The following is a 24,084-nucleotide window of genomic DNA, read 5'->3' on the forward strand; positions in this document are numbered from 1 at the left end:
ATGACTGACGCCTCTTCTGTAGCCACAGAGCGTAAACCTCAAAAGTCAGCCGCAGCTGGCCAAATCTCAGTACTCGGGCTCGCGATGATGACGGTCGCTGCTGTGGTCAGCCTGCGCGGTTTGCCCCTCATGGCGGTAGAGGGCACGACTTTGTTGTTTTACATCGGTTTTGCAGCCTTCATCTTCCTGATCCCAGCTGCTCTCGTGGCGGCCGAGCTTGGTGGTATGTTCGCCCATTCCACAGGCGGTATCTATGACTGGGTCAAGGCACCTTTTGGGGCGAGGGCTGGCTTCGTTGCCATCTGGCTGCAGTGGATCCAGAATGTTGTCTGGTATCCGACGGTCCTTGCGTTCGCAGCCGCTTCATTGGCGTATGTCATTGGAAGGCCGTCACTCGCTGACAATGGCATTTACACCGGAACAGTGATAATCGCAGCTTACTGGTTTGCCACTGCAATTGCGCTGACCGGCACCAGTGCCGCAGCCCGCTTTACTTCGGCCGGCTTCCTTCTGGGAACAGTTGTTCCGGGCTTGTTAATCATAGCTCTTGGAGCTGCCTGGATTGCTGACGGCCATACAATGGCATTCCTGACTGGAGCTGACGGATCAACAACAAGCGCATCGCATTTGCGGTTTTTTCCTCACATCACGGGGCTTTCTTCTCTGGCCTTTTTGGGCGGCATTGTTCTGCTTTTTGCCGGAGTGGAAGTTCATGCCGTCCACGCCAATGAACTGAAAAACCCTTCCCGTGATTTTCCAAAAGCCATTCTCCTGTCGGTGCTGATCATTGTGGCCCTTTTCCTGCTTGGATCACTGGCACTGGCATCAATCGTACCGGCGGACAAAATCGCCCTTGATCAAGGCCCAATGCAAGCTTTCGACATTGCCTTGACGGATTATGGCCTTGGCTGGCTGGTGCCGGTTCTGGCACTGCTGATCGCTCTTGGTGCACTTGCAGGCGTCATGTCCTGGATCACCGGCCCTAGCCGCGGTCTTTTGAGAACCGCGAAAGACGGCGAGCTGCCTCCGATCCTGGCGCGAACCAACAAAAACGGTGTGCAAGTCATGATCCTGCTCATTCAGGGCACCATCGTCACTTTGCTGGCGTTGCTCTATTTCGTCTTGAAAAACGTTTCGGTTGCCTTCTTCCTGCTCTCGGCCATGACCATCACGCTATACCTGGTTATGTACATGATGATGTATGCCGCTGCCGTGCGGCTGCGCATCACACGGCCAGATGCTGAGCGCAGCTACCAGGTCCCGGGCGGGTTACCCGGCATGCTGGCAATTTCTGGTCTTGGATTTGGCGGTGTGGCCTTTGCGTTCGTCACGTCCTTCTTCCCTCCCAGCCAGCTGCCGGTCGGCAGTCCAGCAACTTATGTTGGCGTGGTTGCCGCCGGATTTGTTGTCTTTATCGGCCTGCCAATCTTGATCCACGCGCTGAAAAAGCCGGGCTGGGTTAAAATAGAAGAAAACAGAGATTGAGCTGTTGGCCAGAGAGCAACCAAAAGCTCTCTAGCCGGAAACAAAGTGTCTTAGCGCCGCATTCTATTGTGCGGCGCTCTCCTGAAACGCCCGATACCAGCAGCGGTCGGGGGGCATTTGATCAGTCTTCTGGGTGAGTTCGAGACACTCGCTGGTGAGCTTGAACTGACGAACGGACTCAGCTAACGCCGAGATTAGCCGGTTTTTGAACCTGAAAGATCAATCCCATGACGTCCTTGCCGAGCTCTTTGCGCAGCATAACGCTCTCTTCAGGCCCGTAATTCAGTCCAGCAGCTTCGGCAGTCTTCCGCAGGTATAAGGGCGCATGGCTGTAGCGGCCGGCATCATGCAGGTGATACGTCCCGTCCGGCTGATCCAACGTTTCAACACTTGCCAGAAGCACCCCGCACGGTTTCAGCGCTTTTTCGATGCCTTCAAAAAAGGGTTTTAGATCGCCGAGATAAACAAGCGTGTCGGCACAAACGCAGATGTCGAACTGGGTCGGCAAATCGGCGTTCAAAAAGGCGACAAGCTCACCTTCAATCAGAAAATCATAGACATTGCGGCTGGCCGCCTTCTTGAGCATGCCGGCTGACAAATCGATCCCGGACAGCTTTCCACTAACCTCCCTGATCAAGGGCCCGCACAAACCGCTGCCACAGCCAAGATCGACAACATCTTCAAATGGATGTCCCGTTTTTGCGGCCAACGCCTTGACCTTATCAGCAATCAACCGCGGTGTTTCGTAGTTGAGTGCGGTCAAAACCTCATCGAACGTCGGCGCAAAACTGTCGAAATGGGCTTTGACGTAATCTTCTGGAGCTTGTGACGGTTGCTCCCCTTTGGCCGCCGCCAAATAAAACTGCGCGTCGGCATCTTCCGGGTATTTTTCGACCAGCCGTTCCAATTGAGCAATTGCTCTGTCTTCCTGGCCGAGTTGAGCCAGAAAACGAGCACAACGGACCGCGACACCAGAAGGCTCAATTCCCAATTCCAGCGCGGTTTCCAATGCCTCGACCGCCTCTTGGGGGCGCTCGGCCCGCCGGAGTGCCTGTCCGTAACTGCACCAGGCTTCCGGGTGTTTCGGAAATTTTTCAGTGATCGCACCCAGCACGGACAGAACATCACCCGCATTCGCCGAATCGCCTGCAAGCATTGACAAGTTGCGCCAGGCTTCTTCATGGCCGGCATCGGCATCAACCGCCCGGATATACCCTTTCAAGGCGTCCTCGCGCCGTCCGAGCAGCTTGAAAATATTGGCGAGATTGTTGTGCGCGGCGGCATTCATCGGATTGAGCTCAAGCGCATGTTCGATCAAGGCGATCGCATTATCCGGATCGTCTTTGTTGAAGATCAGCAACCCGAGGTAATGCAACCCATCCGGATGCTCCGGGTTCTCTGCCAGCACAGCTTTGTAAGCTTCCAGCGCTGTCTCGCCATCTCCGGACTGATGCGCCTTGATACCCGCGGCCAGACGGTCGTCAATATCCATGCCCAAGCTCCCTCAGGGTGATCAGGACGATCCATACCCATCTGACCCTAGGGCAGTTTTTCTGTTTCGGCTAGTGAGCGCCGACCGCTCACTATCGGCCGATCATCCTTCATGAGGAGCTTTTGTGGGTAGGAACAAACGGCTATCATTTGACTTGAGGTTCGGCCTTACTGGACTTGAGAAGGCGCCACCAAAGGTGAGTTGACCGTCTCCAAGGATCCCGCCGGACGCGTTTCGAGCGTTTGCGTCGGGGCGATTTCAACACCCAGCTCTTCCGCAAGGGTCATGATGTCCATGAGAACCTTTTCCTGCCCTTCCAAGAAGTCCGCCCAGCCGGTTACGCTCAAATAGTAATAGAGGAAAATCTCCAGATACCCTGGGCCGAGCTTTTGTAAGTAAACATGCCAGCCTTCCTGCCTAACTTGAGGATTGCCGGTCAAGATTTCTCTGGTCCGCGCGACAAATTCCGACACCTTTGCCGGTGATGTCAGGTCACTGATCCGCAGCGTGTTGTTGCTCAGCCGATACCGCCGATAGCCGTAGTTGACGATACGGCCACCGGAAAGTTTGGAATTTGGGATGGACACAACCAACTCGGATAAGGTCCGAATTTTGGTGCTCCGGATACCGATTTCCTCGACTGTTCCGGCATCAGATCCGATCTCAATGTAATCGCCAATCTGATAGGGCCGCTCAATCAGAACAACAAAAGAGCCGAGAATATCCGAAAGCGTTTCCCTGGCTGCGAGGGAAACCGCCAGGCCTCCAACACCAAGACCCGTCACAATTGAAAGGGCAGGAAGGCCAAACTCTTCGGCCAGTTTGACTGCAACGAAGATGACGATGAAGGCGCCGACAAAATATCCGATCAACCGGATCAGCTGCGTTCTTGCGGATTTGGCATCTGCCCCGATACGCAGAGCAATCACCTCTGCCAGCTGGGACACAATGACAAAACCGAACCAGGCTTGAAAAACATGACTGATGAGCGAAAACAATCCGGCAGTCCAAAGGAGTGCTGTCCCGGTGAGATTGAAATAATCCTCAATCAGGACTTCGGCGTAACTGGCGACGGCGATTGATAGGCCCAGCGCAAGCAATAACCCGGGCCGCCACGGCCGCTCCGTTTTCTCTTCCAGCCGGTCATCCAGACGGAAACCCGCCGTTATGAAGATCCTGACTGTCGCGCCGAAGAGAAGAAACGTTCCGATCGCCGCGACCCATTGCCAAATGGTTTGCCCGAAAAACTGAAACTGCATCCATTCTGGCATCCGCTCACTGCGGGCCACATGAATTCCGCGCCCCGGCGTCAAAGCATAGGCATCGAAAATACCCGGAGTGGCATTTTCTGAATACGGCAAATGTTTTGTGCGGTTGTACCAGTGTTCGGCGCGGGTGACCGTTTCCGGAGTAAACAGGTACTCCCCTTCCCGCGCCCCTTCCGATATCCGATGTATGCGGATATTCGTTCCTGGAATTTGCCAGATCGTGATCGGATTGCCAGCCTCGGTCTCACCGCCTTGCAGGATTCCGGTGTCACTTGATTGACCCGTGGCCAATTCCCGGCCTGGAACCGCGTTGCGATCGGGGAGGTTCATGCGGTCAAGAACCTCTTTCAGATAAAGCGCAGCTTCCGGGGCTAGGTAGTCTTGTGAGCGCTTGGACATTTCTGACAAGTCCAAATGCCTGACCGCCGCATTGACCAAGACAACCGACCGTTCGGGATTGTCGCTCTGCCCAATCCGATAGGCCCGGTTCAATGTGCTGATAAAAGAAAACAGCGTCGCGCGCGGACTTGTGGTCTGTGCAGATCTCACCACGTCGCTTTCGTCCTGAGCCAAGACAGGCGGCGGCGCGATGGCTAGAGCCAACCAAATATAAAGACCTACCAGAAAAGTCTTAGAAAGCCGAAGTGCACTCAAGGGCAAGTCCTGGATGGTTCAATATTCACTTATTTGGAGGAACATTTTGCCCCCAATAACCATCAACTACAATGCCCCCTCAATGCCCCTTGGCTTCTTGCCCTTTACCTTTGATCATATGCCAGATCGGCTCAATCACCTTGGCAACGATCGGGATCAGAATGAGGCCCAGGATCAGTCCAAAGACACCATCCATCGACGCCGTGGCGAACCAGGCCAGAAACCCTTCGGCAGTGCCGATGGTGTGGGCAAAGCCGTGGGCGATGTCGTGGATGGTGGTGTAAAGCCCTTTCAGGCCCAATTCTTTCATCCCATGAATGACGATTGAACCGCCAACCCAAAGCATGGCAGCCGTGCCGACGGTCATCAGGATTTTCATGACGCCCGGCATTGCCTTGACGATGCCCCGGCCAAATGCGCGGGTGATACCAAAGCTGCCTTCACGCGACAGATGCAGACCAATGTCGTCGGCCTTAACGATCAGCGCCACCGAGCCATAAACCATCACTGTGATGCCGATGGCAACGACGGCCAGGGTGGAGGCTTCCATCCAGATATTGCTGTCCGGAATTTCGGCCAGCGCAATGGTCATGATTTCCGCCGATAGGATGAAGTCGGTCTTGATCGCCCCGGAAACCTTTTGTTCCTCCAAATGGGTCGGATCCTGAACCATATCCTTTGGCTGGTCAGCGTCGATATGGTGCGGCGAGTAGATGTGCACCACCTTTTCTGCGCCCTCAAAACAAAGATAAGCGCCCCCAAGCATCAGAAGCGGTGTGATGATGCCCGGTAAAAAGGTGTTGAGCAAAAGGCCGACAGGCAGCAGGAAGATCAGCTTGTTTTTGAGCGATCCCTTGGCTATCCGCCAGACAATGGGCAATTCGCGGGCAGGAGAAAATCCGGCAACGTATTTCGGGGTCACCGCTGCATCGTCGATCACCGCACCGGCGGCCTTGGAGCCCGCCTTTGCAGCTTGGGCCACAACGTCATCGACGGAGGCTGCCGCCACTTTGGCAATGGCTGCCACATCATCAAGTAGGGCAAGAAGACCGCTCATGGCCGCTCCAGAATCACTGTTAATCTCAGGGCGCAGACCTTACTGCTTTTTTGTGGCAGACCCAATGCAGTGATGAGACTGAAAAGCCCCGCCAAGTCAAAGCATCCGGCAGCAGCAAAAACTGACCCTTACATCTTTATGCAGTTGAAGCGTCTTCCAGCGGTGGAGAGGCCTCCCGGTTGTCATCGCCGCCCGGCACCTTGATCCCATGAAGCGTTGCATAAAAGACCGGCACCATGACCATGGTGAGAATGGTGCCAACCGTCAGCCCGCCCATGAGGGTGATCGCCAATCCGATCCAGAACACATCCGGCAACAGAGGAATGACGCCCAGCACGGTTGTTGCCGCTGCCAAGGCCACCGGCCGTAAGCGCGAGGCACCCGCATTCAAAACCGCATCATAAGCAGGTTGCCCCCGCCCCAGATTGTCATTGATCTCATCAATCAAAACGATGGAGTTCTTGATCATCATGCCGGAGAGACTCATCGCGCCGAGCAATGCCACAAACCCGAAGGGCGTCCCGGTGAACAACAAGCTGGGTGTGATCCCGATGATCGCAAAGGGGATCACCAGAAAGATAACCAGCGGCACCCGGTAAGCATTAAAGAGCGCAACCACGATCAGCGCCATGACTGCCACAGCTGGCAACATCCCTGGAATGAGCGATGCTTGAGCATCCACCGTGCCTTCGTGTTCACCGCCCCATTCCATTACATAGCCTGGCGGCAGGTCGTCCGCCAAAGCTTCGAAATCGGCCAGCACTGCGGCCCGGTAAGTGGCGAATGTAACAGCATCGATCTGATTGGCCTGAACCATCAAGGTGCGCCGGCGATCCCGCCGGTTGACCATGGGATTTTCGCTTCTTGTTTCGACACCACTGACCACTTGCGCCAAAGGCACGGGCTTGGTTGAGATCTGCGATTGGATCTGCAGAAACTCGAAGTTATCGACAGCTGCCGTGTCTTCTTCGATATGCCTCAACATGATCGGGATGAGCTCGTCGCCTTCGCGGTACAAACCGATCTGGCGGCCGTCATAGGCCCGCTTGGTGGTACGGGCGAGGTCCTCGGGCACGATGCCGGTCCAGCGGGCACGGTCCTGATCATATTCCGGTACGGCTTTCCAGACCTTTTCCCGCCAATCGGTGTAGGCGACCTTCGTCCAGGGATGATTGTCGAGGATTGCAACCGCCCGATCGCCGATCGCCCGCAATTCGGTCGGATTTGCATCCGCCGGGCCGATAAACCGAACTTCGAACGGCCACGAATAACTTGGTCCCACACCGAACTGGCGCACAAAGGCTTTTGCTTCCGGATGGTTTTCCCGCATCCAGACTTGCAAAGCTTTGGCGATATCCGGGATTTCGCGATAATCCTCCACATTGACGATCAACTGTGCATAGGCCGGATTGGTTGGCTCCGGATCAACCGGCAGATAAAAGCGCGGCGGCCCGGCTCCAATGAAGCTGGCGATCCCGGTGATCCGCTCATCGGTTTCCAGTTTCGCTTCAATGTTGCCAACGGCGGCCGAAACCGCCTCGATCCGGGTGCCTTCCGGGGCATAATAATCGACCATGAATTTCGTCATGGCCGAGGTTGGGAAGAAGAGCTGCTGTACGGAGCCAAACGAAATGCCTGCTGCAACCAGTGCTGCAACGGCAACACCGATCGTCAGATACCGCGCGCGGATCGCCATCCGGAGAACCCGCCGGTAGACGGCAAAAAGTCCTGTATCGAACGCAGCTCCCCCAGCGCCTTCTTTCGGCTCGGGAAGCATGGCAACACATTGCAGCGGCGTCACGGTCATGGAGATGACCCAGCTGGCAATCAAAGCGATGCCGACAACAGAAAACAGCGTCCGGCAATACTCACCGGCACTCTCAAGCGAGGCAAAGATGGGGTAAAATGCCATGACAGCGATGATGGTCGCCCCAAGCAGCGAAATGGATGGCCGGCTGGCCGACTCGATCGCGGCTTGTTTCCGGTTCATCCCTTGCGCCATGCGCACGGTCGCGCCATCGGCAACCACAATCGAATTGTCCACCATCATGCCAAGCGCGATGATGAGCGCCCCAAGTGACATGCGCTGCAGGTCGATTTCAAGCATCGCCAGAACGATGAAAGTGGCAAGGATCGTTAGCAAAAGACCGGTGCCGATAATGATCCCCATGCGCAAGCCCATGGTCAGCGTCAGAACCACCAGAACAATCACGACGGCCTGAGCCAAGCTGATTAGAAAACTCTTGACGGCGAGATCCACGTCATCCGACTGCCAATGAACCTTGTCGACCTCAATACCAATTGGCAGCCGCGGTATCAGTTCGGCAATTCGGGCATCAACGGTTTGGCCAACCTTGACCACATTCACACCCGGCTGGAAGGAGATCGCCAGGCCAATTGCTTGTTTGCCATCGTAACGCATGAGCGCTTGCGGCGGTTCCGCATACCCTTCACGGATCGTGCCGATCTGACCAAGCCTGATGGAATTCTGCCGATCGCTGCGACCAGCCTGGGCTGCATCTGTTGCCGTCGGCCGGATGACCAGATCTTCAATGTCGCGCGGTGAGAGAAACGCTCCGGTCGGCGCGATCCGCATCCGGTACTCATTGATGTTGACCGAACCGGAATCGACCACCGCATTCTGGTTCTGGATGGTTTGTTCCAGGGTGACTTCAGAAATTCCAAGTTCGACGAGATTTTCCTCGCGCACATCAAAATAGAGAACCCTGTCACGGTCTCCCCAAAGATCAACCCTGCCAACTCCATCAACGAGAGACAATTCCCGCTGCAGGAAATCGGAGTAGTCTTTCAAGTCCCGATAGGAAAACCCGTCAGATGTCACGGCCATCAATAAGCCAAAGACATCTCCAAAGTCATCATTGACCGCTGGCCGGCCGGCACCCGGCGGCAAGGAGCTCTCCACATCGCGGATCTTGCGGCGGAGCGTATCCCAGATTTGAGGCAGTTCATCGGACCAAAACCTGGGCTGGATCTCGACCTTGATGCTCGAAATTCCAGGCCGGCTTGTGCTCTCGATGTATTTGATTTCCTTAATTTCCTGAAGCTTGAGTTCAATCCGTTCGGTAACTTCTTGCTCCACTTCTTCCGCACTGGCACCGGGATATGGCGTTGCGATTACAGCGGTTTTGATCGTGAATTCAGGATCTTCCAACTGGCCGAGCTGGGTGTAAGCGCCGATCCCACCCAACACCAGCATGACGACGGCAAACCAGACGAACTTGGCGTTTTCTACTGCAAAACGAGCCATGATCAGTTGCCACCGTTGTCGTTCATCAGGGCAACTTTTTGGCCCTCGCGCAGCGAATTCGCTCCGGCAGTGACTATGATCTCACCTGGTTCAAGACCCTCGTTGATGGCCAGGCCTTGAGTTCGCGGCGCTCCGACTTCAACCGCCCTTGCGGTGACAACATTTGACCCTGAATCAACAATCCAGACATGTGGTTCAGTTTTTCCTTCCGGCGTAAACACAGCCGCTGGCGGAACCACGATGTTGCTGAAGGGCATATATTCTTCCGCAACCTGACCCTTGGCGCGCCCAGTCATGCCTGGAAGAACCTGAACGTTTTTGGGTTGATCCATCAACAATGTGACCGGGAACGTGCGCGTTGTCGCCGACGCTTCAGTCCCGATTTCAGTGACTTTGGCCGGGATTTCGTCATTACCGACCGCATCGAAGGTCACTTTGACATCCGAAACGTATTTCGTCAGCCCAATGTAGCGCTCCGGGATGTCGATCACCATTTCGATGTGCTCGCTGTCCAGCACACGAAGCACCTGGGTTTGTGCCCGGATTTCCTCGAAATCCTCGACATATTTGGCAACCACCATCCCGTCAAAAGGAGCACCAAGCTCGGTGTAGGACAGGTTCAGCATGGCCTTGTCTAATGCCCCTTGCACGGAAGCAATCGACGCTTTGGTCGAGCGTTCGGTTGCTGTGGCCCGGTCTAACAAGGATTGGGAGACATGGCCCTTTTCAAAGAGCTGCCGCTGTCGTTCGGTCTGTTCTCTGGCGTTTTCATAAGTTGCGATCGCGCTTTCCAGATCCGCAGACAAGCGATCCACTTCTGCCTGGTAGGGAGCCGGATCGAGAGTGGCGACAACCTGATCCTTTTCCACCTGATCGCCAACTGCGACAGAAATAGTGGTCAGTGTTCCAGAAACCGGAAACGCCAAAGAAACTTCCCGAGCCGCCCGCGCTGTCCCTATGAAGTACCGGCCGTGAAGGTCACTGGCATCTGACACCAACATTGTCCGGACAGGGCGCACTATTTCAGCCACCTCCGGCGCACCGCTGTCATCCTGACAACCGGTAACAAAAGCCGCGCCACCAAGGGCAAGAACGGCGCTGAGCCGTTTCCCGTTTTCTTTCAAGAAAGACATGATCAGCCACCCAGTCCGTCAATTTCGCATTGAGACAATCTCGATACTACGAAACTCAAACAGGGTATCGTCAAGCGAATTTCCGCAACGTCCATCTTGTTTTGGTTGCAGCAATCGATAACTGAAGCGATTCCGGTGTGTTCTACAGGCGGGATATTTTTGTATTAGAAAACAAGAAGCGACGCGGGACGGCAGCTCTGTTGACTTACATCTGCCGTGCGTCCGAAACCGGACTTCTCCACGGCGGTTACATCATTGCTCCGGGCGACCTTTCTGTGAAGACGCGGATGTAATCCCCGGGTGAAGAGCCTGCCCAAAAGACCCAAAGGCGGAAGGGGTCTTTCGGATCAACCCAGACATAATCTCCTGGCTCCAGCCCCCGGAGGTCTGTGCTGATGTAATTCACAGAAGTGTTGGCGAGAAAGTCTGTAGCGTCCAGTGTCGCGGGCAGCGCTGCGATCCCGAGGATCGGTGCATCAAAATCGACATACCCTTCGTGAATACCCGCCAAACTGTCGAAAAAGACGTAGTGGCTTGCAACGACTTTGCCTTGCGGAATGATGCCCCGATCACCGCCGATGTCGACCCTGAGCGGTTCGCTCAAGAGAATATTCTGATCCTCGTCAAATGCATAAAGATGATCCGTGTTGAAATTGTCATGGCCAACCGAAAAAGGCTTGGATGTATCGAGCAGTTTAAACTCGCCATTGCCATTCTGGCGGAGTACTTCGCCATTTATCACCGTCGCGGCCGCAGGCACGATGCTAAGAAACAGCACTGAAAAGATTGTAATCACCCGAACCATTGCCGCCCCCTTACGTTTGTGGGTCTCACTATGTCGCGGACCTTCATCAACTGACATTGACGGATGCGTGAACAAGAGCGGCTGAGTGCCTTTTCTATTGGAGTGCGGTGCGTGGTTCGAGGCCGTTGATCAATGGCCTTATTTGAGAATGCACGAAAACTGATTCCGAACTACACTCTATACGTGCAACAGAAGGGTGGGGTTCATGCGGCGGTGTTGTTTCGGTGTTGTTGTTCTTGCGATGATCAGCTGGTCCGGCACAGCGTCGGCAACGTGGTCTGTCGTGGCGGTGGATCCGGTAACTGGCGAAGCAGGCGGTGCTGCGGCCACCTGCACACCCTGGGCGGCGGCAATCATCGGCGTCGTGCCCGGAAAAGGTGTGATCGTCACCCAAGCGCAGTCGAACAAGACAGCCCGGCGTCTTGGTGAAAAACTGCTCCAGGAGGACATGCCGCCGAGCGCCATCATTGCCGCAATCACCCACCCGGAGTTTGACCCGAATTACAATCGCCAACAACATGGCATCGCATCCCTAGTTGCAGGCGGTAGAACAGCCGGGTTCACTGGACGGCGGACGGCTGCTTATACGGGCGACCTCCAGGGAACACATGTCTCCGTCCAAGGCAATATTCTCACTGGCCTGGATGTATTGACGGCCGGGCTTGAGGCATTTGAAGCCGCCGAAAATGATCCTGAAAATACTTTTGCAGACAGATTGCTGAAAGCCTTGGAAGCTGGCGCCGAGAAGGGCGGCGACCGCCGGTGTGGAGACCAAACGGCGCTTTCAGCGTATCTCGTCGTCTATGAAAAGGACGATCCGCCCGGGCAGCCGTCGTTAGAGTTTTCTGCGTCCCAGCTCATTCGCGGCGGCGAGAGTGCTGTCAAACTGCTGCGGGAAAAATACGACTGTTTCCGCCAAGAAAAAACCGAATAGCTCTTGGTCTCAAAAGGCCTCCAAGCAACAGGATAGTTGACACAATGCGGCATCTGATCACCGGCAACCGCTCAATCGTCGATAGCGATGACCGGTTAGGCTCCAACCACGCCCTGCTGGAATTTGCCGACGTCCAGCAAGAGGTTCTCAAGTTTTTAAAGGAGACTTTGGAGACATCAGCGCGATAGCGCTCACACGATGAACGGAATGGTGCGCAAACTCGACAGCTATGCGCGCAAGCTCCGCAATCGCAGTCTTTGAACAATGACTGTGCTTCAGCCAGACACAACGCTGCGGTTTGCGGCCCATCTTTGAAACGTTAACAAAATGCCCGAAAACCGGAAACAATTTGCTGAAAAGCCTTAGCGCCGTTTTTGCACCTCTTCCCTATGGTGGCTTTTAAGCGCTCCACTTGGAGCCAAAAAGAACATTTGGGGACAGGGACCATGCTCACGACCGGATCAGACTTCGCAACCACGGACGCGGACTTCAGCGAAAGCACTGGCCTGGAGGCCGGATCAAAATTCTACCCGATCATGGGCGAAAACATCTCCATACAAGCGATCGTCGAAGGTTCCCTTCTGGCCGAAATCGAACTTGATCCGATTCCCGAATACGGCATCCATCTGTGATGCGGTCTGCAAGCTAGAGCCTGTCGCACATAATTGGTTCCATTTGACCGGGGCACATTTGCTCTCTGGCTAGGCGGTTTGCGTGCGATGGTGTGATCACCATAAGCGCAAAACAACGACGCGAGTGAGCAAAGGTTTCCTGCCCTATTTCTCCTGTCTTTTCATATAGAAGGGTGCTGAAAAACGATCCATCGGCAGCGTTGCGCCGCTCACACGATCAACCAGATCGCGTATCGCGATCGCGCCTAGCCGAAGAAGCCGTTTTTCAGCATCAAATGGATCCAATTAGGTGCGACAGGCTCTAGCGCTCAATTGGCATGCCAACCATGCTCCCCCATTCGGTCCATGACCCGTCATAGACCCGCACGTTTTCAAATTCCAAAAGTTCCGTCATGGCAAAACTTGCAAGCGTGGCCCGGTGGGCCAGGCGGCAATAGGATATGACCGGAGCACTCGGCCGATCTACATATTGGCCAATGATTTTTAGAAGCTCAGCCTTGTTTTTGAACGTTGTATCCTCATTCAACAGGCTGTCGAACGGCACATGTTTGGCACCAGGAATCCGGCCATAACGTTCCGCTCCAACATCGGGCTTGCCGGGTAGGCCAACCCGTTGCCCGGAGTATTCTTCGGAAGATCTGTGATCAAGAATGACGGTATCTGGCCGGTCAATAGCGTCCAAGACCTGGTCTCTACCCGCCCGTATGTTTTGCGCCATAAGAGCCGTGTTGTAGTCAGTTGATGCCACGACAGGAACGTCTCCAACCAAGGACCGCCCATCGCGTTGCCATTTCACCTTGCCGCCATCCAGGATGCGGACATCCTTGTGGCCGAACAGTTTGAACACCCACCACGCGTAGGTGCCAAACTGAACCGGTGCCCCATAAAACACCACAATTGTGTCTGGTGAAATTCCCGCTGCTCCCAAGCGGGCCGCAAACTCTTCTTTTGTCGGAAACTCGCGCACAAACGGGTCCCAAAGTGCCGCTTTCCAGTTCCAGCCGATCGCCCCGGGAATATGACCCGCCTCGTAATCGGTTAGACCATCCCAATCGATCTCAATAAGGCGAACCTTTGAATTATTGATGTTTTCCGCAATCCAATCTGTATCGACCAGAGATGTCATCGCAATTGGCTCCATAAAAACTAGCTAAAAGAACGAGCCGGCAAACTATGACATAGCTTTTGACACTTTTGTACGATCCCGCACCTGCCCCTCACACTTGGTATAAGCTGATGCCGTACTCGCCCAACTGGGCTCCTGTATCGAACCGGTGAACAGGAAGAAACTGAAATAACTACACCCCGAGCTTCACCACCACATTGAGAAGCGTGTCGCGGAGGGATTGGACTTCCTCTTTGGTAAGGTTCTGGTAGATAACACGGCGATCACCGGCCATGACACTTTCCATGGCTCTTTCGACAATCGATGTGCCGGCCTCAGTCAATCGCACGATCTTGCTGCGTTTGTCTGTGTCGTGATCTATCCGGGTCACAAGGCCATCTGTTTCCAATTGTTTGAGAATTTTGGTCATGCCGCCGGATGTCATCAGCAGAGCACGATACAGATCGCTCGGAGACATTTCCCTCGGCTCAGGACAGCCGCGCAGAGCAACCAGGACCTCAAAGGCGCCATTGGTCAGGCCGTAAGCTTCCAATTCTTTGGTGCAACTCTGGTCGAGGACTTCGCTGAACCGGCTCATGCTGAGAAACAGCTCGGTTTCAACAGAAACAGCTTCCGGCCAGTTCTGGCGCATCTGCTCAAGGGCTTTGTCCAAGGGATAGGCTTTCGTCATGAGATCCTCGTAAAATGCCTACCCGTTTTCTAAATTATACCTTGCTAGAAAGATAGTTTGAATATATCTATCTGGAAAGCTTTTTGGATAGTTAGGTGTGTTATGAGAAGTTTCTGGGATCGGGTTCGGCACTCCGTGCTGTTTGAGGGGATCGCCCTTTCAATCGTCGCAGTGTTCGGAAGCTGGATTACCGGTCATTCCATTTCAGAGATTGGTGTTCTCGGGCTGATCATGTCGTTGATCGCCATGGGCTGGAACTTTGTTTACAACTGGCTGTTCGACAAATGGTATGTGGCCAACCGTGGCACCAAGCCAAGAACCGTCCCCTTGCGTGTTGTCCACGCGATCCTGTTTGAGACGTGCCTGCTGGCGATCGGCATCATCGCGATCATGTGGTGGTTGCAGCTGGATTTCGTTCAGGCCTTGCTGCTTGATATCGGCTTTGCAGTGTTCTTTCTGGTTTACGCTTTCGTCTACAACTGGGTCTACGATTTGGTGTTCCCGGTTCCAGCGACCGAGGCCGCCTGAAGCGCTCCTGGCAGAAAGAAAACTTATCCACGCCATGGTTCGGTAAACCAATTCAAGGCGCAGGATCCCAGGGTATCATTACAAAAAGAATGGCCGGTGATCGAGGTAGAAACCAGCTCTCTGGAAACGAGTAGATCCCCGCACAGTGGCGGGGATGACGGAAGTGGTTTGAAACTGCGCCTTTCGGAGGATCCTTGCCCTTCCCTGACCGATATCCGGTGACGGCTGAGCACAAACAAAAAACCGCCCCGAGTTTCCCCGGAGCGGTTTTTTGTTCTTTAGATTTCCAAGGCAAAAGCCTCGTAAAAATCACACCCGGCGTTCGACCAGCATTTTCTTGATCTCGGCGATTGCCTTGGCCGGGTTAAGGCCTTTCGGACAGGCTTGCGAGCAATTCATGATGGTGTGGCAGCGGTAGAGGCGGAACGGATCTTCCAGATCGTCCAGACGCTCGCCAGTTGCCTCGTCCCGGCTGTCGATCAGCCAGCGGTAAGCCTGAAGCAAGATGGCCGGGCCGAGGTAACGGTCGCCGTTCCACCAGTAGCTCGGGCAGGAAGTGGAGCAGCAGGCACACAGAATGCACTCGTAGAGGCCGTCTAGTTTCTGGCGGTCTTCATGGGACTGGCGCCATTCCTTTTCCGGGGCCGGTGACACGGTTTTAAGCCACGGCTCAATGGAGCGGTGCTGGGCATAAAAACGGGTCATGTCCGGCACGAGGTCTTTAACCACTGGCATATGCGGCAGCGGATAGATCTTGACCACATCACCAGCGACCTCATCCGTACCTTTTGTACAGGCGAGCGTGTTGGTGCCATCAATGTTCATGGCGCAGGAACCGCAGATGCCTTCGCGGCAGGAGCGGCGGAAGGTCAGTGTCGGGTCGATCTTGTTCTTGATGTAGATAAGACCGTCCAGCACCATCGGGCCGCAATCGTCCTTGTCGACAAAATACGTGTCGACACGCGGGTTGCGGCCGTCATCCGGATTCCAGCGGTAAATCCGGTATTCGGTGAGGTTGGTTGCGCCCTCCGGCTTGTCCCACACCTTGCCTTCCGTCACCTGAGAGTTCCGGGGAAGCGTCAGCTGAACCATTTCTCAATGCTCCGCGTTGGGCCCAAGTTCGCGTCCGGGCCAAAAAGTCTAAGCCTCACGCCGTGAGTTCAAAGACCATGTTATCATTCGTCTGGCCGGTGACCTTGTAGGCCCGGTTTGCCAATTCAGACAGGCAATCCTCGGTCCAATAGGGCCGGCAATTTGTTTCAAGCAGGATCACGCGGGGCCACAAGGAGCGCTCCGCGTGCCGGAGGAAGGGCAAAAGCACCCGGTCCTCGAACCCTTCGACATCCACTTTCAGAACATCGATCCGGGTCAGCATTTCGTCGTCGGTGATCGCCGTCAGCGGTTTGACATCGACAAAGGTCGGCGACCAATTGCCCGCCCATTCGCCGGTGGTCAGATCCTTGACGAGGGTAGCAAAGCCGTAGTTGGACGGCTCCAGCCACAGCGGCAGCGTGTCCTCTTTCGGGCCCACTGCCGTTTCGACCACCTTGACGTTTTCAAGACCATTCGCCCGGATGTTGAACTTCAACTTGGCCGCCGTGTGCGGATTGGCTTCAACGGCCAAAACCTCAGCACCTTTTTGGGCGGCAAAGATCGAATAGGAGCCGATGTTGGCCCCGATATCGACGAACACTTTGCCATTGCCCAGATATGGTTCGAGCAGCTTGTGTTCGTCCCGCTCCGGCAACCGTCCCTTGGCGAGGATCTTGCGATCATCGTAGTTCTCACCGGGGTAGATCCGGAACTTCAGGCCTTCGGCTTCCAGGTCATACGGCCCGGAGAACACCCAAGAGACCAGAGCCCGGATGCGCCGGCGCAGGCTTTTAGACAGATCGTGACGGTCGGCCAGACGCCAGGCAGCCCGGACCAGACGCTCGGCACGATAGGTGCCGAACGGGCTTCTGGTATCCAGGATGGCCGCCATCTGATCCAACCCCGCCTCCGCTTAGTAGACGCGCGCTTTCGGCGCGATCTTCTTCGGATCGATGCCGCCGTCTTCGTGTTTGGTCAGCGGATCGGTGACGACCGGGCGGTACTCCAGCTTGACGTCACCGGTTTCGTCATCAACCCAGGACAGGGTGTGCTTGCGCCAGTCGTCGTCGTTCCGGCCACCGAGCGGACCGTCCTTGTAGTCTTCACGGGCATGGGCGCCGCGGGACTCTTTGCGCGCTTCGGCGCCATAGACGGTGGTGATCGCGTTCGCCATCAAGTTTTCCAGCTCCAGTGTTTCCACCAGATCGGAGTTCCAGATCATCGAGCGGTCGGAGACCTTGATGTCCTTCATTTCGCCCCAGATTGCGCTCATGCCTTTGCAGCCCTGCTCAAGGCTTTCCTGGGTCCGGAAGACGGCTGCGTCTGCCTGCATGGTGCGTTGCATCTTGTCGCGGAGAACTGCCGTCGTCGTGGAGCCATTGGCGTTGCGCAAACGATCGAAGCGATCCATGATCTTTTCGCAGGACGCTTCGTTCGGGGTCGGCACAGCTTCTTTCGGATCAACAACCTCACCGGCCTTAATGGCAGCGGCACGGCCGAAGACCACCAGGTCGATCAGCGAGTTGGAGCCAAGACGGTTGGCGCCGTGAACGGACGCACAGCCGGCTTCACCGACAGCCATCAGACCCGGCTGAATGCGGTCCGGATTGTTGGCGTCCGCGTTCAGCACTTCGCCCCAGTAGTTGGTCGGAATGCCGCCCATGTTGTAGTGCACGGTCGGGATCACCGGGATCGGTTCCTTGGTGACATCGACGCCTGCAAAGATCTTGGCGCTCTCCGAAATGCCCGGTAGGCGCTCGGCCAGGATCGCCGGATCCAGGTGATCCAGATGCAGGAAGATGTGATCTTTATCCTTGCCGACACCGCGGCCTTCGCGGATCTCCATGGTCATGCAGCGTGAGACGACGTCACGAGAAGCCAGGTCTTTCGCCGACGGCGCATAGCGTTCCATGAAACGCTCGCCTTCCGAGTTGACCAGATAGCCACCTTCACCGCGGGCCCCTTCCGTGATCAGGCAGCCGGAGCCGTAGATCCCGGTCGGGTGGAACTGAACAAATTCCATGTCCTGCATCGGCAGACCCGCACGGGCCACCATGCCGCCACCGTCACCAGTACAGGTGTGGGCGGACGTTGCGGAGAAATAGGCACGTCCATAACCGCCGGTCGCCAGAACAACCATCTTTGCAGAAAAGCGGTGAATGGTGCCGTCATCAAGGTTCCACGCAATCACACCCTGACAGACGCCGTCGTCAGACATGATTAGGTCGAGCGCGAAATACTCAATGTAGAACTCCGCATTGTGGCGCAGTGACTGGCCGTAAAGCGTGTGCAGGATGGCATGGCCAGTCCGGTCAGCCGCTGCACAGGTGCGCTGCACGGGAGGACCTTCACCGTAGTTCTGCATGTGACCGCCGAACGGACGCTGATAGATGCGGCCATCTTCTGTCCGGGAGAACGGGACGCCGTAGTGCTCCAGTTCATACACGGCCTTAGGCGCTTCGCGGGCAAGGTATTCCATGGCATCGGTGTCGCCGAGCCAATCAGACCCCTTGACCGTATCGTACATGTGCCATTCCCAACAGTCCGGCGTCATGTTGGTCAAAGATGCCGCGATGCCGCCCTGAGCTGCCACGGTGTGGGAGCGCGTCGGAAACACCTTGGTGATGCAAGCTGTGCGCAGGCCCTGCTCGGCCATGCCGAGCGTTGCCCGCAAGCCCGCGCCACCGGCGCCAACGACAACCACATCATAGGTGTGGTCGACAAATTCATAGGTCTTGGCCATCCGGGTTAACCTCCAAAGCCAATCTTGAGCACTGCAAAGATGCAGCCGAAACCGATAAAGACGCAGAAGAACGTGTTGGCCATGACGGTCAGGACCTTCAGGCCTTCGCCATGCACGTAGTCTTCAATGATGACCTGCATGCCGAGCTTCATGTGATAGACGCCGGAGAGGATCACCAAGAGCAGGATGATGGAGACCAGAGGGTTCTTCAGGGTCTCAACAACATCTGCGTGGGAGGAGCCTTGCATCGAGATCACCAGAATCACGAAGAAGGAAATCAGGAATACATTGGCAACAGCCGTCAGACGCTGCTTCCAGAAATGATCGGTGCCATCCTTGGCGGAGCCCAGGCCAAGAACTTTGCCGAGCGGAGTGCGCATATCGCTCATGACAGTCTCCTTAGCGAACCGCGTAGCCGATGATCCAGAGGATCAAGGTGAGGGAAACGGAACCGACAATGGTCGCCTTGGCGAGCCATTCGCGCGCTTCTTTACCGAAACCAGCGCCCATGTCCCAAATGAAGTGGCGGATGCCGCCGAGCATGTGATGCACCAGGGCCCAGGTGAAACCGAACAGAATCAACCGGCCGAGGATCGACCCATAGAGATCGTTGACGAAATCGAAGTAGGCCGGGCCCGCGGCAGCAGCAATCAGCCACCAGGCCAATAGAATGGTGCCGAAATAGAGCGCCGCTCCGGTGATGCGGTGCAAGATCGACATAACCATCGTCAGGATCGGTTTATAGATCTGAAGATGGGGCGACAGCGGGCGGTTGCCCCGCAAATCGGCGTTCGACATGGATTTCCTCTCCCGTGCGACGCAAGCTTACGTTTACGCAAACGTAAACATTTCAAGACGTTGTCTAGAGGGTTCTAGCGCCAACGCCGCGATACGTCAAAATATCCTATAGGTCTAATTCGAGAAAAACGACTTGTGAATCGGTTTAAACGCATTTGGTTAGGCGTAAAAACAGATATTCTGCGCCGGAATGCCGCGACTTGGCGCCGCAATGTGAGCAGTCATCACAAAAATAGTCCGCGAGAGGAGACAAAACGAATCTATTCCGAACGAGATTTACGTTCACGTAATCCTGCATTCCCATCAGACTTGCACGCTGCTGAGCGACAAATTTGTTAGAAACCGAACACGCGCATTTAGAACTGCGGCGCACCAAAAACGGACCAACCGGTTTTCTGGGCAAACATCTCCATGGCTTCCGTACCGAGCTTGGAGTTGCCATACTGGTTGAGGCCCGGCGACCAGACCGCTATTGATGCCCGCCCCGGCACAATTGCAAGAATTCCGCCGCCCACACCACTTTTTCCCGGCAAACCGACACGGAAGGCAAAGTCGCCAGACCCATCATAATGGCCACATGTCATCATGAGCGCATTGATCCGGCGGCGGCGCTCTTTGGACACAAGGCCCGGCATATCGTCACGCTCGACCAGAAACCGTCCGGCGAGCGCCAATTGGCGGCACGACATCTCAACAGCACACTGATGGCAATAGGTGCCCAGGACCTTGTCGACACCGGCATTCATGTTTCCGCAAGACGCGAGATAATGTGCCAGCGAAAAGTTGCGATGACCGGTTGCAATTTCAGACCGTGCCACGGCTTCATTGATATGGATACTGTCATCGTCGGCAGCTGAGCGGACGAACCGGAGCAATTCTCCAAGAGCTTCTTTAGGGCTGTATCCAGACAGATACGTATCAGTGGTCACCAGAGCGCCGGCATTGATAAACGGATTTCGCGGCACCCCGTTTTCCCGCTCCAACAACAGGATCGAGTCGAAAGAAAGCCCAGACGGTTCCCGCCCCACCCGGCGCCACAACTGATCTCCGACTTTGCCCAAAGCCAATGCAAGCGCAAACACCTTGGAGACGGACTGGATCGAGAAAGGTGTCTCAGCATCCCCTGCGGAATAAACGTTGCCTTCGGAAGTTGCTACGCAAATTCCGAATTGCTCCGGATCAGTATTGGCAAGTTCGGGAATGTAAGTCGCGACCTGGCCTTTGTCCGGGCTGTTCTTGGCAACCTCTGCAATTCTTGTCAGCAAATCCTGCATTCACCCCTCCAATGCGGGCGCATACATGGTCAGATCTGAGCATTGGAGGCAAGACGTTTATAAACATGCATCATGAAAATGGTGGCAAAGATGGGTGTCACCAAGTTGAGGATCGGCACGGCAAGCAGTCCGGCGATGACCAGTCCGCCGAGAAAGACTGTCCCGCCCCGTGCCTTACGGAAGGCCCGCGCCTCGGCCGGCGGCATAAACCGCATTGCGGCGAACTCGAAAAACTCGCGGCCGAGCAGATAACCGTTGACCAAGAAGAAAGCCACCATATTCACGCCCGGCACCAAAAGCAGCAGCAGGGCGAAGAGATTGCCCAGGATGACCACTCCGGTGAATTTGATGGTCTGAATGATCGACTGCGAGATAGGCAAAGCTGTCCCCGGCCGGTCGCCCGGATAATCCCGCCCTTCCACAATATCGGCGATTTCGTCTTGAAACAGACCAGCAAACAGCGCCGAAATTGGCGCGATCAGAAACCCAAGCGCGAAAATGGCGCCAATACCGGTCAAAATGGAGAGCGCTGTTTCCAGCCAAGGATAAGGCAGCGCGACAAAACCGGCGATGAGGCCCTGTAGCGCGATCCAGATCACCACAAGCACGGCCAAGGTAAAGCCGAGCATTTTCCAGAAAACGGCCCTGAACGGGCGCTCAAACACCTGGGACATGGCGCGGCTGGCAGCTTGGAACATATGACCTTCAACGGTTTGTGATCGACGGCCTCGACATAAGTGCGGATAGGAGAAGGTGCAAGAGGCGGTGTGAGACTGGTCAAGCCCCCTCAAAAACCGCTCTCGGCAGGATCAAGTCGATTTGCTCTTCCGTTTTCCCGGTGGTGCGGTTGAAATCGCTGCTGGTTCCAACCGCTTCAAACCCCTTTTTGGCCAGAAGCTTTTCCGAGGCAATGTTGCCCAGATAATGGGACGCGCGAATGGCGTCAGCGTCCGTCAAGCGAAAGATCTCCTCAAACGCAGCATCCAAGGCTTCGTTCATGAAGCCCTTACCGTGGAATTTGGACGCCAGGAAAAAGCCGGTGATGGGCGGTTTTTCCGTGTCCATCCAGTTTGCAAGGATCAAGCCGATTGCCTTTTGTTTGCGGTCGGATTTCTTAGACAGGATGAAGCAGCGCTCATGGGGCGGGAAAGTCAAAAACCGCTGAAATCGCTCCAGCGCAAAGCCTGTCGGACAGGGATGGGGAACATTCACCCACCGGGCCACCTCAAAGTCGTTGTAGATCGGATCGATCGCAAAAGCGTCTTCCAAGACCGGGGCTCGCAGACACAATCGGCGGGTTATGATGCTGGCGGGCGCATTCGATTTTGTATTTGGAATCATAAAGGTATGGACCTAAGGACGGCAGCTTCTGGATCATTGGGCTTCCGCCCATCATTCTATGGAAAGCCAAAGGTAATCAAGGCCTCTGAGTGCAACAAAAAGGCTCAAGGCTGGCGGTGGTGCCCCAGCAATCCGATTGACCCGATAACTGATTGCGCTAGTCTATTATGCATCTTTTAATTGCTTTCGAGGCGATTATGACCGAAGTTTCCATTCAAGAAAACAGCTCGGCATCCGGCCAAACAGACCCCCATTCCATTTTTGAAACCGACTGGCGTATCTACAGAACTCTGGTCGACTACAATCTGTTTTGTCACCGCGAAATTGCAAGCATTCTGAGCAAAGAAATCACAGACCGTTTTCCTGATGGTTTCAAATTTTTAGATCTGGCGTGCGGAGATGCCGAGGTCATCTCTCGGGCTCTGCGGCCGCTAAACGTTCATCGCTACCACGGTGTTGATCTGTCGCCCCAAGCGCTGGACCTTGCCTGGAAAAACCTCGTTGCAGCCCCTTTTGACGCCCGGCTTGAAGAAAAGGACATCCGGCGTGTCCTTCTGGAAAATCCGCAGGAGTTTGACGTCGTCTGGTGCGGCCTCAGCCTGCATCATTTTGCCAGTTGGGACGAAAAGGCAGAGGTTTTGACTGCCATCTACAGGGCATTGAACCCCGGCGGTGTGCTTTTGACATTCGAGCCCGTGTTGCCCGATGGCGTGACGCTCGATGCGTTCAATCGCAACAACCGGCAATATTTCCGCCAGCAATGGAGCCCGCCGCTCTCCGGCGCGGACTTCATGCGGATGATGGACCACATCGAAACTTGCGATTTTCCGGAAACCAAAACCGGCTGGCAGCGCGCCGGACTTGAGGCCGGCTTCCAATCCGCCGAGATCCTGTTTGCCATGCCCGGCAAGGGCTATTGCCAGTTATTCCGGTTTGAAAAGTAGGTTTTTTCGGCAAGCTGACGTTGGGAGCCTAAAACCGCGTCCGCGCTTTCAGCGCCTGGGCGAGGGTTCCCTCGTCGAGATAGTCGAGTTCACCCCCGACAGGAACGCCATGCGCCAGTTTGGTGACGTGTACATCCAAGTGGCTGAGCTGATCCATGATGTAATGGGCCGTTGTTTGCCCCTCGACCGTCGCGCTGATTGCCAGGATGACTTCACTGATTTCGGGCGCACCGCAGCGATCGATCAGGGTTGCCAGGTTGAGATCGTCCGGACCAACCCCATCAAGGGGTGACAAGGTGCCGCCGAGCACATGATAGCGGGCATTGACCGCGCCCGCCCGCTCCAGCGCCCAAAGGTCGGAAACATCCTCGACGACAACGAGAACGCTGGGGTCCCGTTTTTCATCGGAACAGATGGTGCAAGGATCAGAAGTGTCGACCGTGCCGCAGGTCGAACAAATGCCGATGTCGCGCACGGCAATGCCCATGGCCTCTGACAGCGGCACCAGAAGCTGGTCTTTTTTCTTGATCAGATGCAGTGCGGCGCGGCGGGCGGAGCGTGGACCCAAACCCGGCAGCTTGGCCAGCAACTGGATCAACCGCTCAATTTCCGGTCCCGCAACCTGCTTCTGCGCCATGTTTTCTCACTGTGCACTTGTATGTTCGATGAACGCTCTGGGGGATAGTGTGCATCGACGCTATCAGTCATATCCAACTCTGACGTCATCCCCGCCTTGAGCGGGGATCCAATCATTTGCAGAGAGACTGATAGGAAACTCTACCTCTGCAACAAGTGGGAACGCGAGTGGATCCCGGCTCAGGGCCGGGATGACATCGAGCA

At 55.5% G+C, this 24,084-nt stretch carries 23 protein-coding genes; 6 read left to right on the forward strand and 17 right to left on the reverse strand.

Going from position 1 to position 24,084, the window contains the following annotated elements; translation table 11 throughout:
• Nucleotides 1-1,485, forward strand: coding sequence for an APC family permease (locus ACOOFE_RS24640; RefSeq protein WP_420412478.1), 1,485 nt, complete (start codon nt 1-3; stop codon nt 1,483-1,485).
• A gap of 178 nt (nt 1,486-1,663) precedes the next feature.
• On the opposite strand, the gene ACOOFE_RS24645 is transcribed toward ACOOFE_RS24640, so the two are convergent.
• The 6 genes from ACOOFE_RS24645 to ACOOFE_RS24670 form a co-directional block, all read right to left on the reverse strand.
• Complete coding sequence (locus ACOOFE_RS24645; RefSeq protein ID WP_420412479.1) at nt 1,664-2,977, reverse strand: tetratricopeptide repeat protein; 1,314 nt, start codon at nt 2,975-2,977, stop codon at nt 1,664-1,666.
• 167 nt (nt 2,978-3,144) lie between these two features.
• Nucleotides 3,145-4,899, reverse strand: coding sequence for a mechanosensitive ion channel family protein (locus tag ACOOFE_RS24650; protein WP_420412480.1), 1,755 nt, complete (start codon nt 4,897-4,899; stop codon nt 3,145-3,147).
• 79 nt (nt 4,900-4,978) lie between these two features.
• Nucleotides 4,979-5,956 carry a DUF808 domain-containing protein gene (locus tag ACOOFE_RS24655; protein ID WP_420412481.1) on the reverse strand — a complete coding sequence of 326 codons (978 nt, stop codon included), beginning with the start codon at nt 5,954-5,956 and terminating at the stop codon, nt 4,979-4,981.
• Between the two features lie 136 nt (nt 5,957-6,092).
• Entirely contained in the window at nt 6,093-9,224 is a 3,132-nt protein-coding gene (locus tag ACOOFE_RS24660) for an efflux RND transporter permease subunit (RefSeq protein WP_420412482.1), read from the reverse strand.
• Between the two features lie 2 nt (nt 9,225-9,226).
• On the reverse strand, nt 9,227-10,357 hold the full coding sequence (locus tag ACOOFE_RS24665; RefSeq protein WP_420412483.1) for an efflux RND transporter periplasmic adaptor subunit: 1,131 nt from the start codon (nt 10,355-10,357) through the stop codon (nt 9,227-9,229).
• A 247-nt stretch (nt 10,358-10,604) separates the two neighbouring features.
• Nucleotides 10,605-11,162, reverse strand: coding sequence for a hypothetical protein (locus ACOOFE_RS24670; protein WP_420412484.1), 558 nt, complete (start codon nt 11,160-11,162; stop codon nt 10,605-10,607).
• Nucleotides 11,163-11,367: 205 nt separating this feature from the next.
• Between ACOOFE_RS24670 and ACOOFE_RS24675 the strand changes: the two genes are divergently transcribed.
• The 3 genes from ACOOFE_RS24675 (at nt 11,368) to ACOOFE_RS24685 (ending at nt 12,728) form a co-directional block, all read left to right on the forward strand.
• Nucleotides 11,368-12,096 (forward strand): DUF1028 domain-containing protein, encoded by a 729-nt coding sequence (locus ACOOFE_RS24675; protein ID WP_420412485.1) that lies wholly within the window; start codon nt 11,368-11,370, stop codon nt 12,094-12,096.
• A gap of 44 nt (nt 12,097-12,140) precedes the next feature.
• Nucleotides 12,141-12,284: a hypothetical protein gene (locus ACOOFE_RS24680; protein ID WP_420412486.1), complete on the forward strand. Its 144-nt coding sequence runs from the start codon at nt 12,141-12,143 to the stop codon at nt 12,282-12,284.
• A 258-nt stretch (nt 12,285-12,542) separates the two neighbouring features.
• Nucleotides 12,543-12,728, forward strand: a complete 186-nt coding sequence (locus ACOOFE_RS24685) for a hypothetical protein (RefSeq protein ID WP_420412487.1) — start codon at nt 12,543-12,545, stop codon at nt 12,726-12,728.
• Nucleotides 12,729-13,029: 301 nt separating this feature from the next.
• Here the strand turns inward: ACOOFE_RS24685 and ACOOFE_RS24690 are convergent, their stop codons facing one another.
• Together ACOOFE_RS24690 and ACOOFE_RS24695 are read right to left on the reverse strand one after the other, a co-directional pair.
• Nucleotides 13,030-13,854: a sulfurtransferase gene (locus ACOOFE_RS24690; RefSeq protein WP_420412488.1), complete on the reverse strand. Its 825-nt coding sequence runs from the start codon at nt 13,852-13,854 to the stop codon at nt 13,030-13,032.
• Nucleotides 13,855-14,026: 172 nt separating this feature from the next.
• Entirely contained in the window at nt 14,027-14,524 is a 498-nt protein-coding gene (locus ACOOFE_RS24695) for a MarR family winged helix-turn-helix transcriptional regulator (RefSeq protein ID WP_420412489.1), read from the reverse strand.
• A gap of 102 nt (nt 14,525-14,626) precedes the next feature.
• On the opposite strand from ACOOFE_RS24695, the gene ACOOFE_RS24700 reads away from it, so the two are divergent.
• Nucleotides 14,627-15,052 (forward strand): PACE efflux transporter, encoded by a 426-nt coding sequence (locus tag ACOOFE_RS24700; protein WP_420412490.1) that lies wholly within the window; start codon nt 14,627-14,629, stop codon nt 15,050-15,052.
• 309 nt (nt 15,053-15,361) lie between these two features.
• On the opposite strand, the gene ACOOFE_RS24705 is transcribed toward ACOOFE_RS24700, so the two are convergent.
• The 8 genes from ACOOFE_RS24705 to ACOOFE_RS24740 form a co-directional block, all read right to left on the reverse strand.
• A complete protein-coding gene (locus ACOOFE_RS24705) occupies nt 15,362-16,144 on the reverse strand; it encodes a succinate dehydrogenase iron-sulfur subunit (RefSeq protein ID WP_141183859.1) in 783 nt (260 codons plus the stop codon).
• 55 nt (nt 16,145-16,199) lie between these two features.
• Nucleotides 16,200-17,036 (reverse strand): FkbM family methyltransferase, encoded by an 837-nt coding sequence (locus ACOOFE_RS24710; RefSeq protein WP_420415634.1) that lies wholly within the window; start codon nt 17,034-17,036, stop codon nt 16,200-16,202.
• Between the two features lie 21 nt (nt 17,037-17,057).
• The gene (sdhA, locus tag ACOOFE_RS24715; RefSeq protein WP_420412491.1) at nt 17,058-18,887 is read right to left on the reverse strand and encodes a succinate dehydrogenase flavoprotein subunit; all 1,830 of its coding nucleotides are present in this window, start codon (nt 18,885-18,887) and stop codon (nt 17,058-17,060) included.
• Nucleotides 18,888-18,892: 5 nt separating this feature from the next.
• Nucleotides 18,893-19,276, reverse strand: coding sequence for a succinate dehydrogenase, hydrophobic membrane anchor protein (sdhD, locus tag ACOOFE_RS24720; protein WP_420412492.1), 384 nt, complete (start codon nt 19,274-19,276; stop codon nt 18,893-18,895).
• Between the two features lie 10 nt (nt 19,277-19,286).
• The gene (sdhC, locus tag ACOOFE_RS24725; protein ID WP_420412493.1) at nt 19,287-19,685 is read right to left on the reverse strand and encodes a succinate dehydrogenase, cytochrome b556 subunit; all 399 of its coding nucleotides are present in this window, start codon (nt 19,683-19,685) and stop codon (nt 19,287-19,289) included.
• Nucleotides 19,686-20,041: 356 nt separating this feature from the next.
• Nucleotides 20,042-20,959 carry a glutaminase gene (locus ACOOFE_RS24730; protein WP_420412494.1) on the reverse strand — a complete coding sequence of 306 codons (918 nt, stop codon included), beginning with the start codon at nt 20,957-20,959 and terminating at the stop codon, nt 20,042-20,044.
• A 29-nt stretch (nt 20,960-20,988) separates the two neighbouring features.
• Nucleotides 20,989-21,657: a sulfate transporter family protein gene (locus ACOOFE_RS24735; RefSeq protein ID WP_420412495.1), complete on the reverse strand. Its 669-nt coding sequence runs from the start codon at nt 21,655-21,657 to the stop codon at nt 20,989-20,991.
• 79 nt (nt 21,658-21,736) lie between these two features.
• On the reverse strand, nt 21,737-22,228 hold the full coding sequence (locus ACOOFE_RS24740) for a GNAT family N-acetyltransferase (protein ID WP_420412496.1): 492 nt from the start codon (nt 22,226-22,228) through the stop codon (nt 21,737-21,739).
• Between the two features lie 269 nt (nt 22,229-22,497).
• Here ACOOFE_RS24740 and ACOOFE_RS24745 point away from each other — a divergent pair, with 269 nt between their 5' ends.
• A complete protein-coding gene (locus tag ACOOFE_RS24745; protein ID WP_420412497.1) occupies nt 22,498-23,244 on the forward strand; it encodes a class I SAM-dependent methyltransferase in 747 nt (248 codons plus the stop codon).
• A gap of 28 nt (nt 23,245-23,272) precedes the next feature.
• Here the strand turns inward: ACOOFE_RS24745 and recR are convergent, their stop codons facing one another.
• Nucleotides 23,273-23,881: a recombination mediator RecR gene (recR, locus tag ACOOFE_RS24750; RefSeq protein ID WP_420412498.1), complete on the reverse strand. Its 609-nt coding sequence runs from the start codon at nt 23,879-23,881 to the stop codon at nt 23,273-23,275.
• Nucleotides 23,882-24,084: the final 203 nt, after the last annotated feature.

This window comes from Roseibium sp. (assembly GCF_965216085.1).
Taxonomy (GTDB): domain Bacteria; phylum Pseudomonadota; class Alphaproteobacteria; order Rhizobiales; family Stappiaceae; genus Roseibium.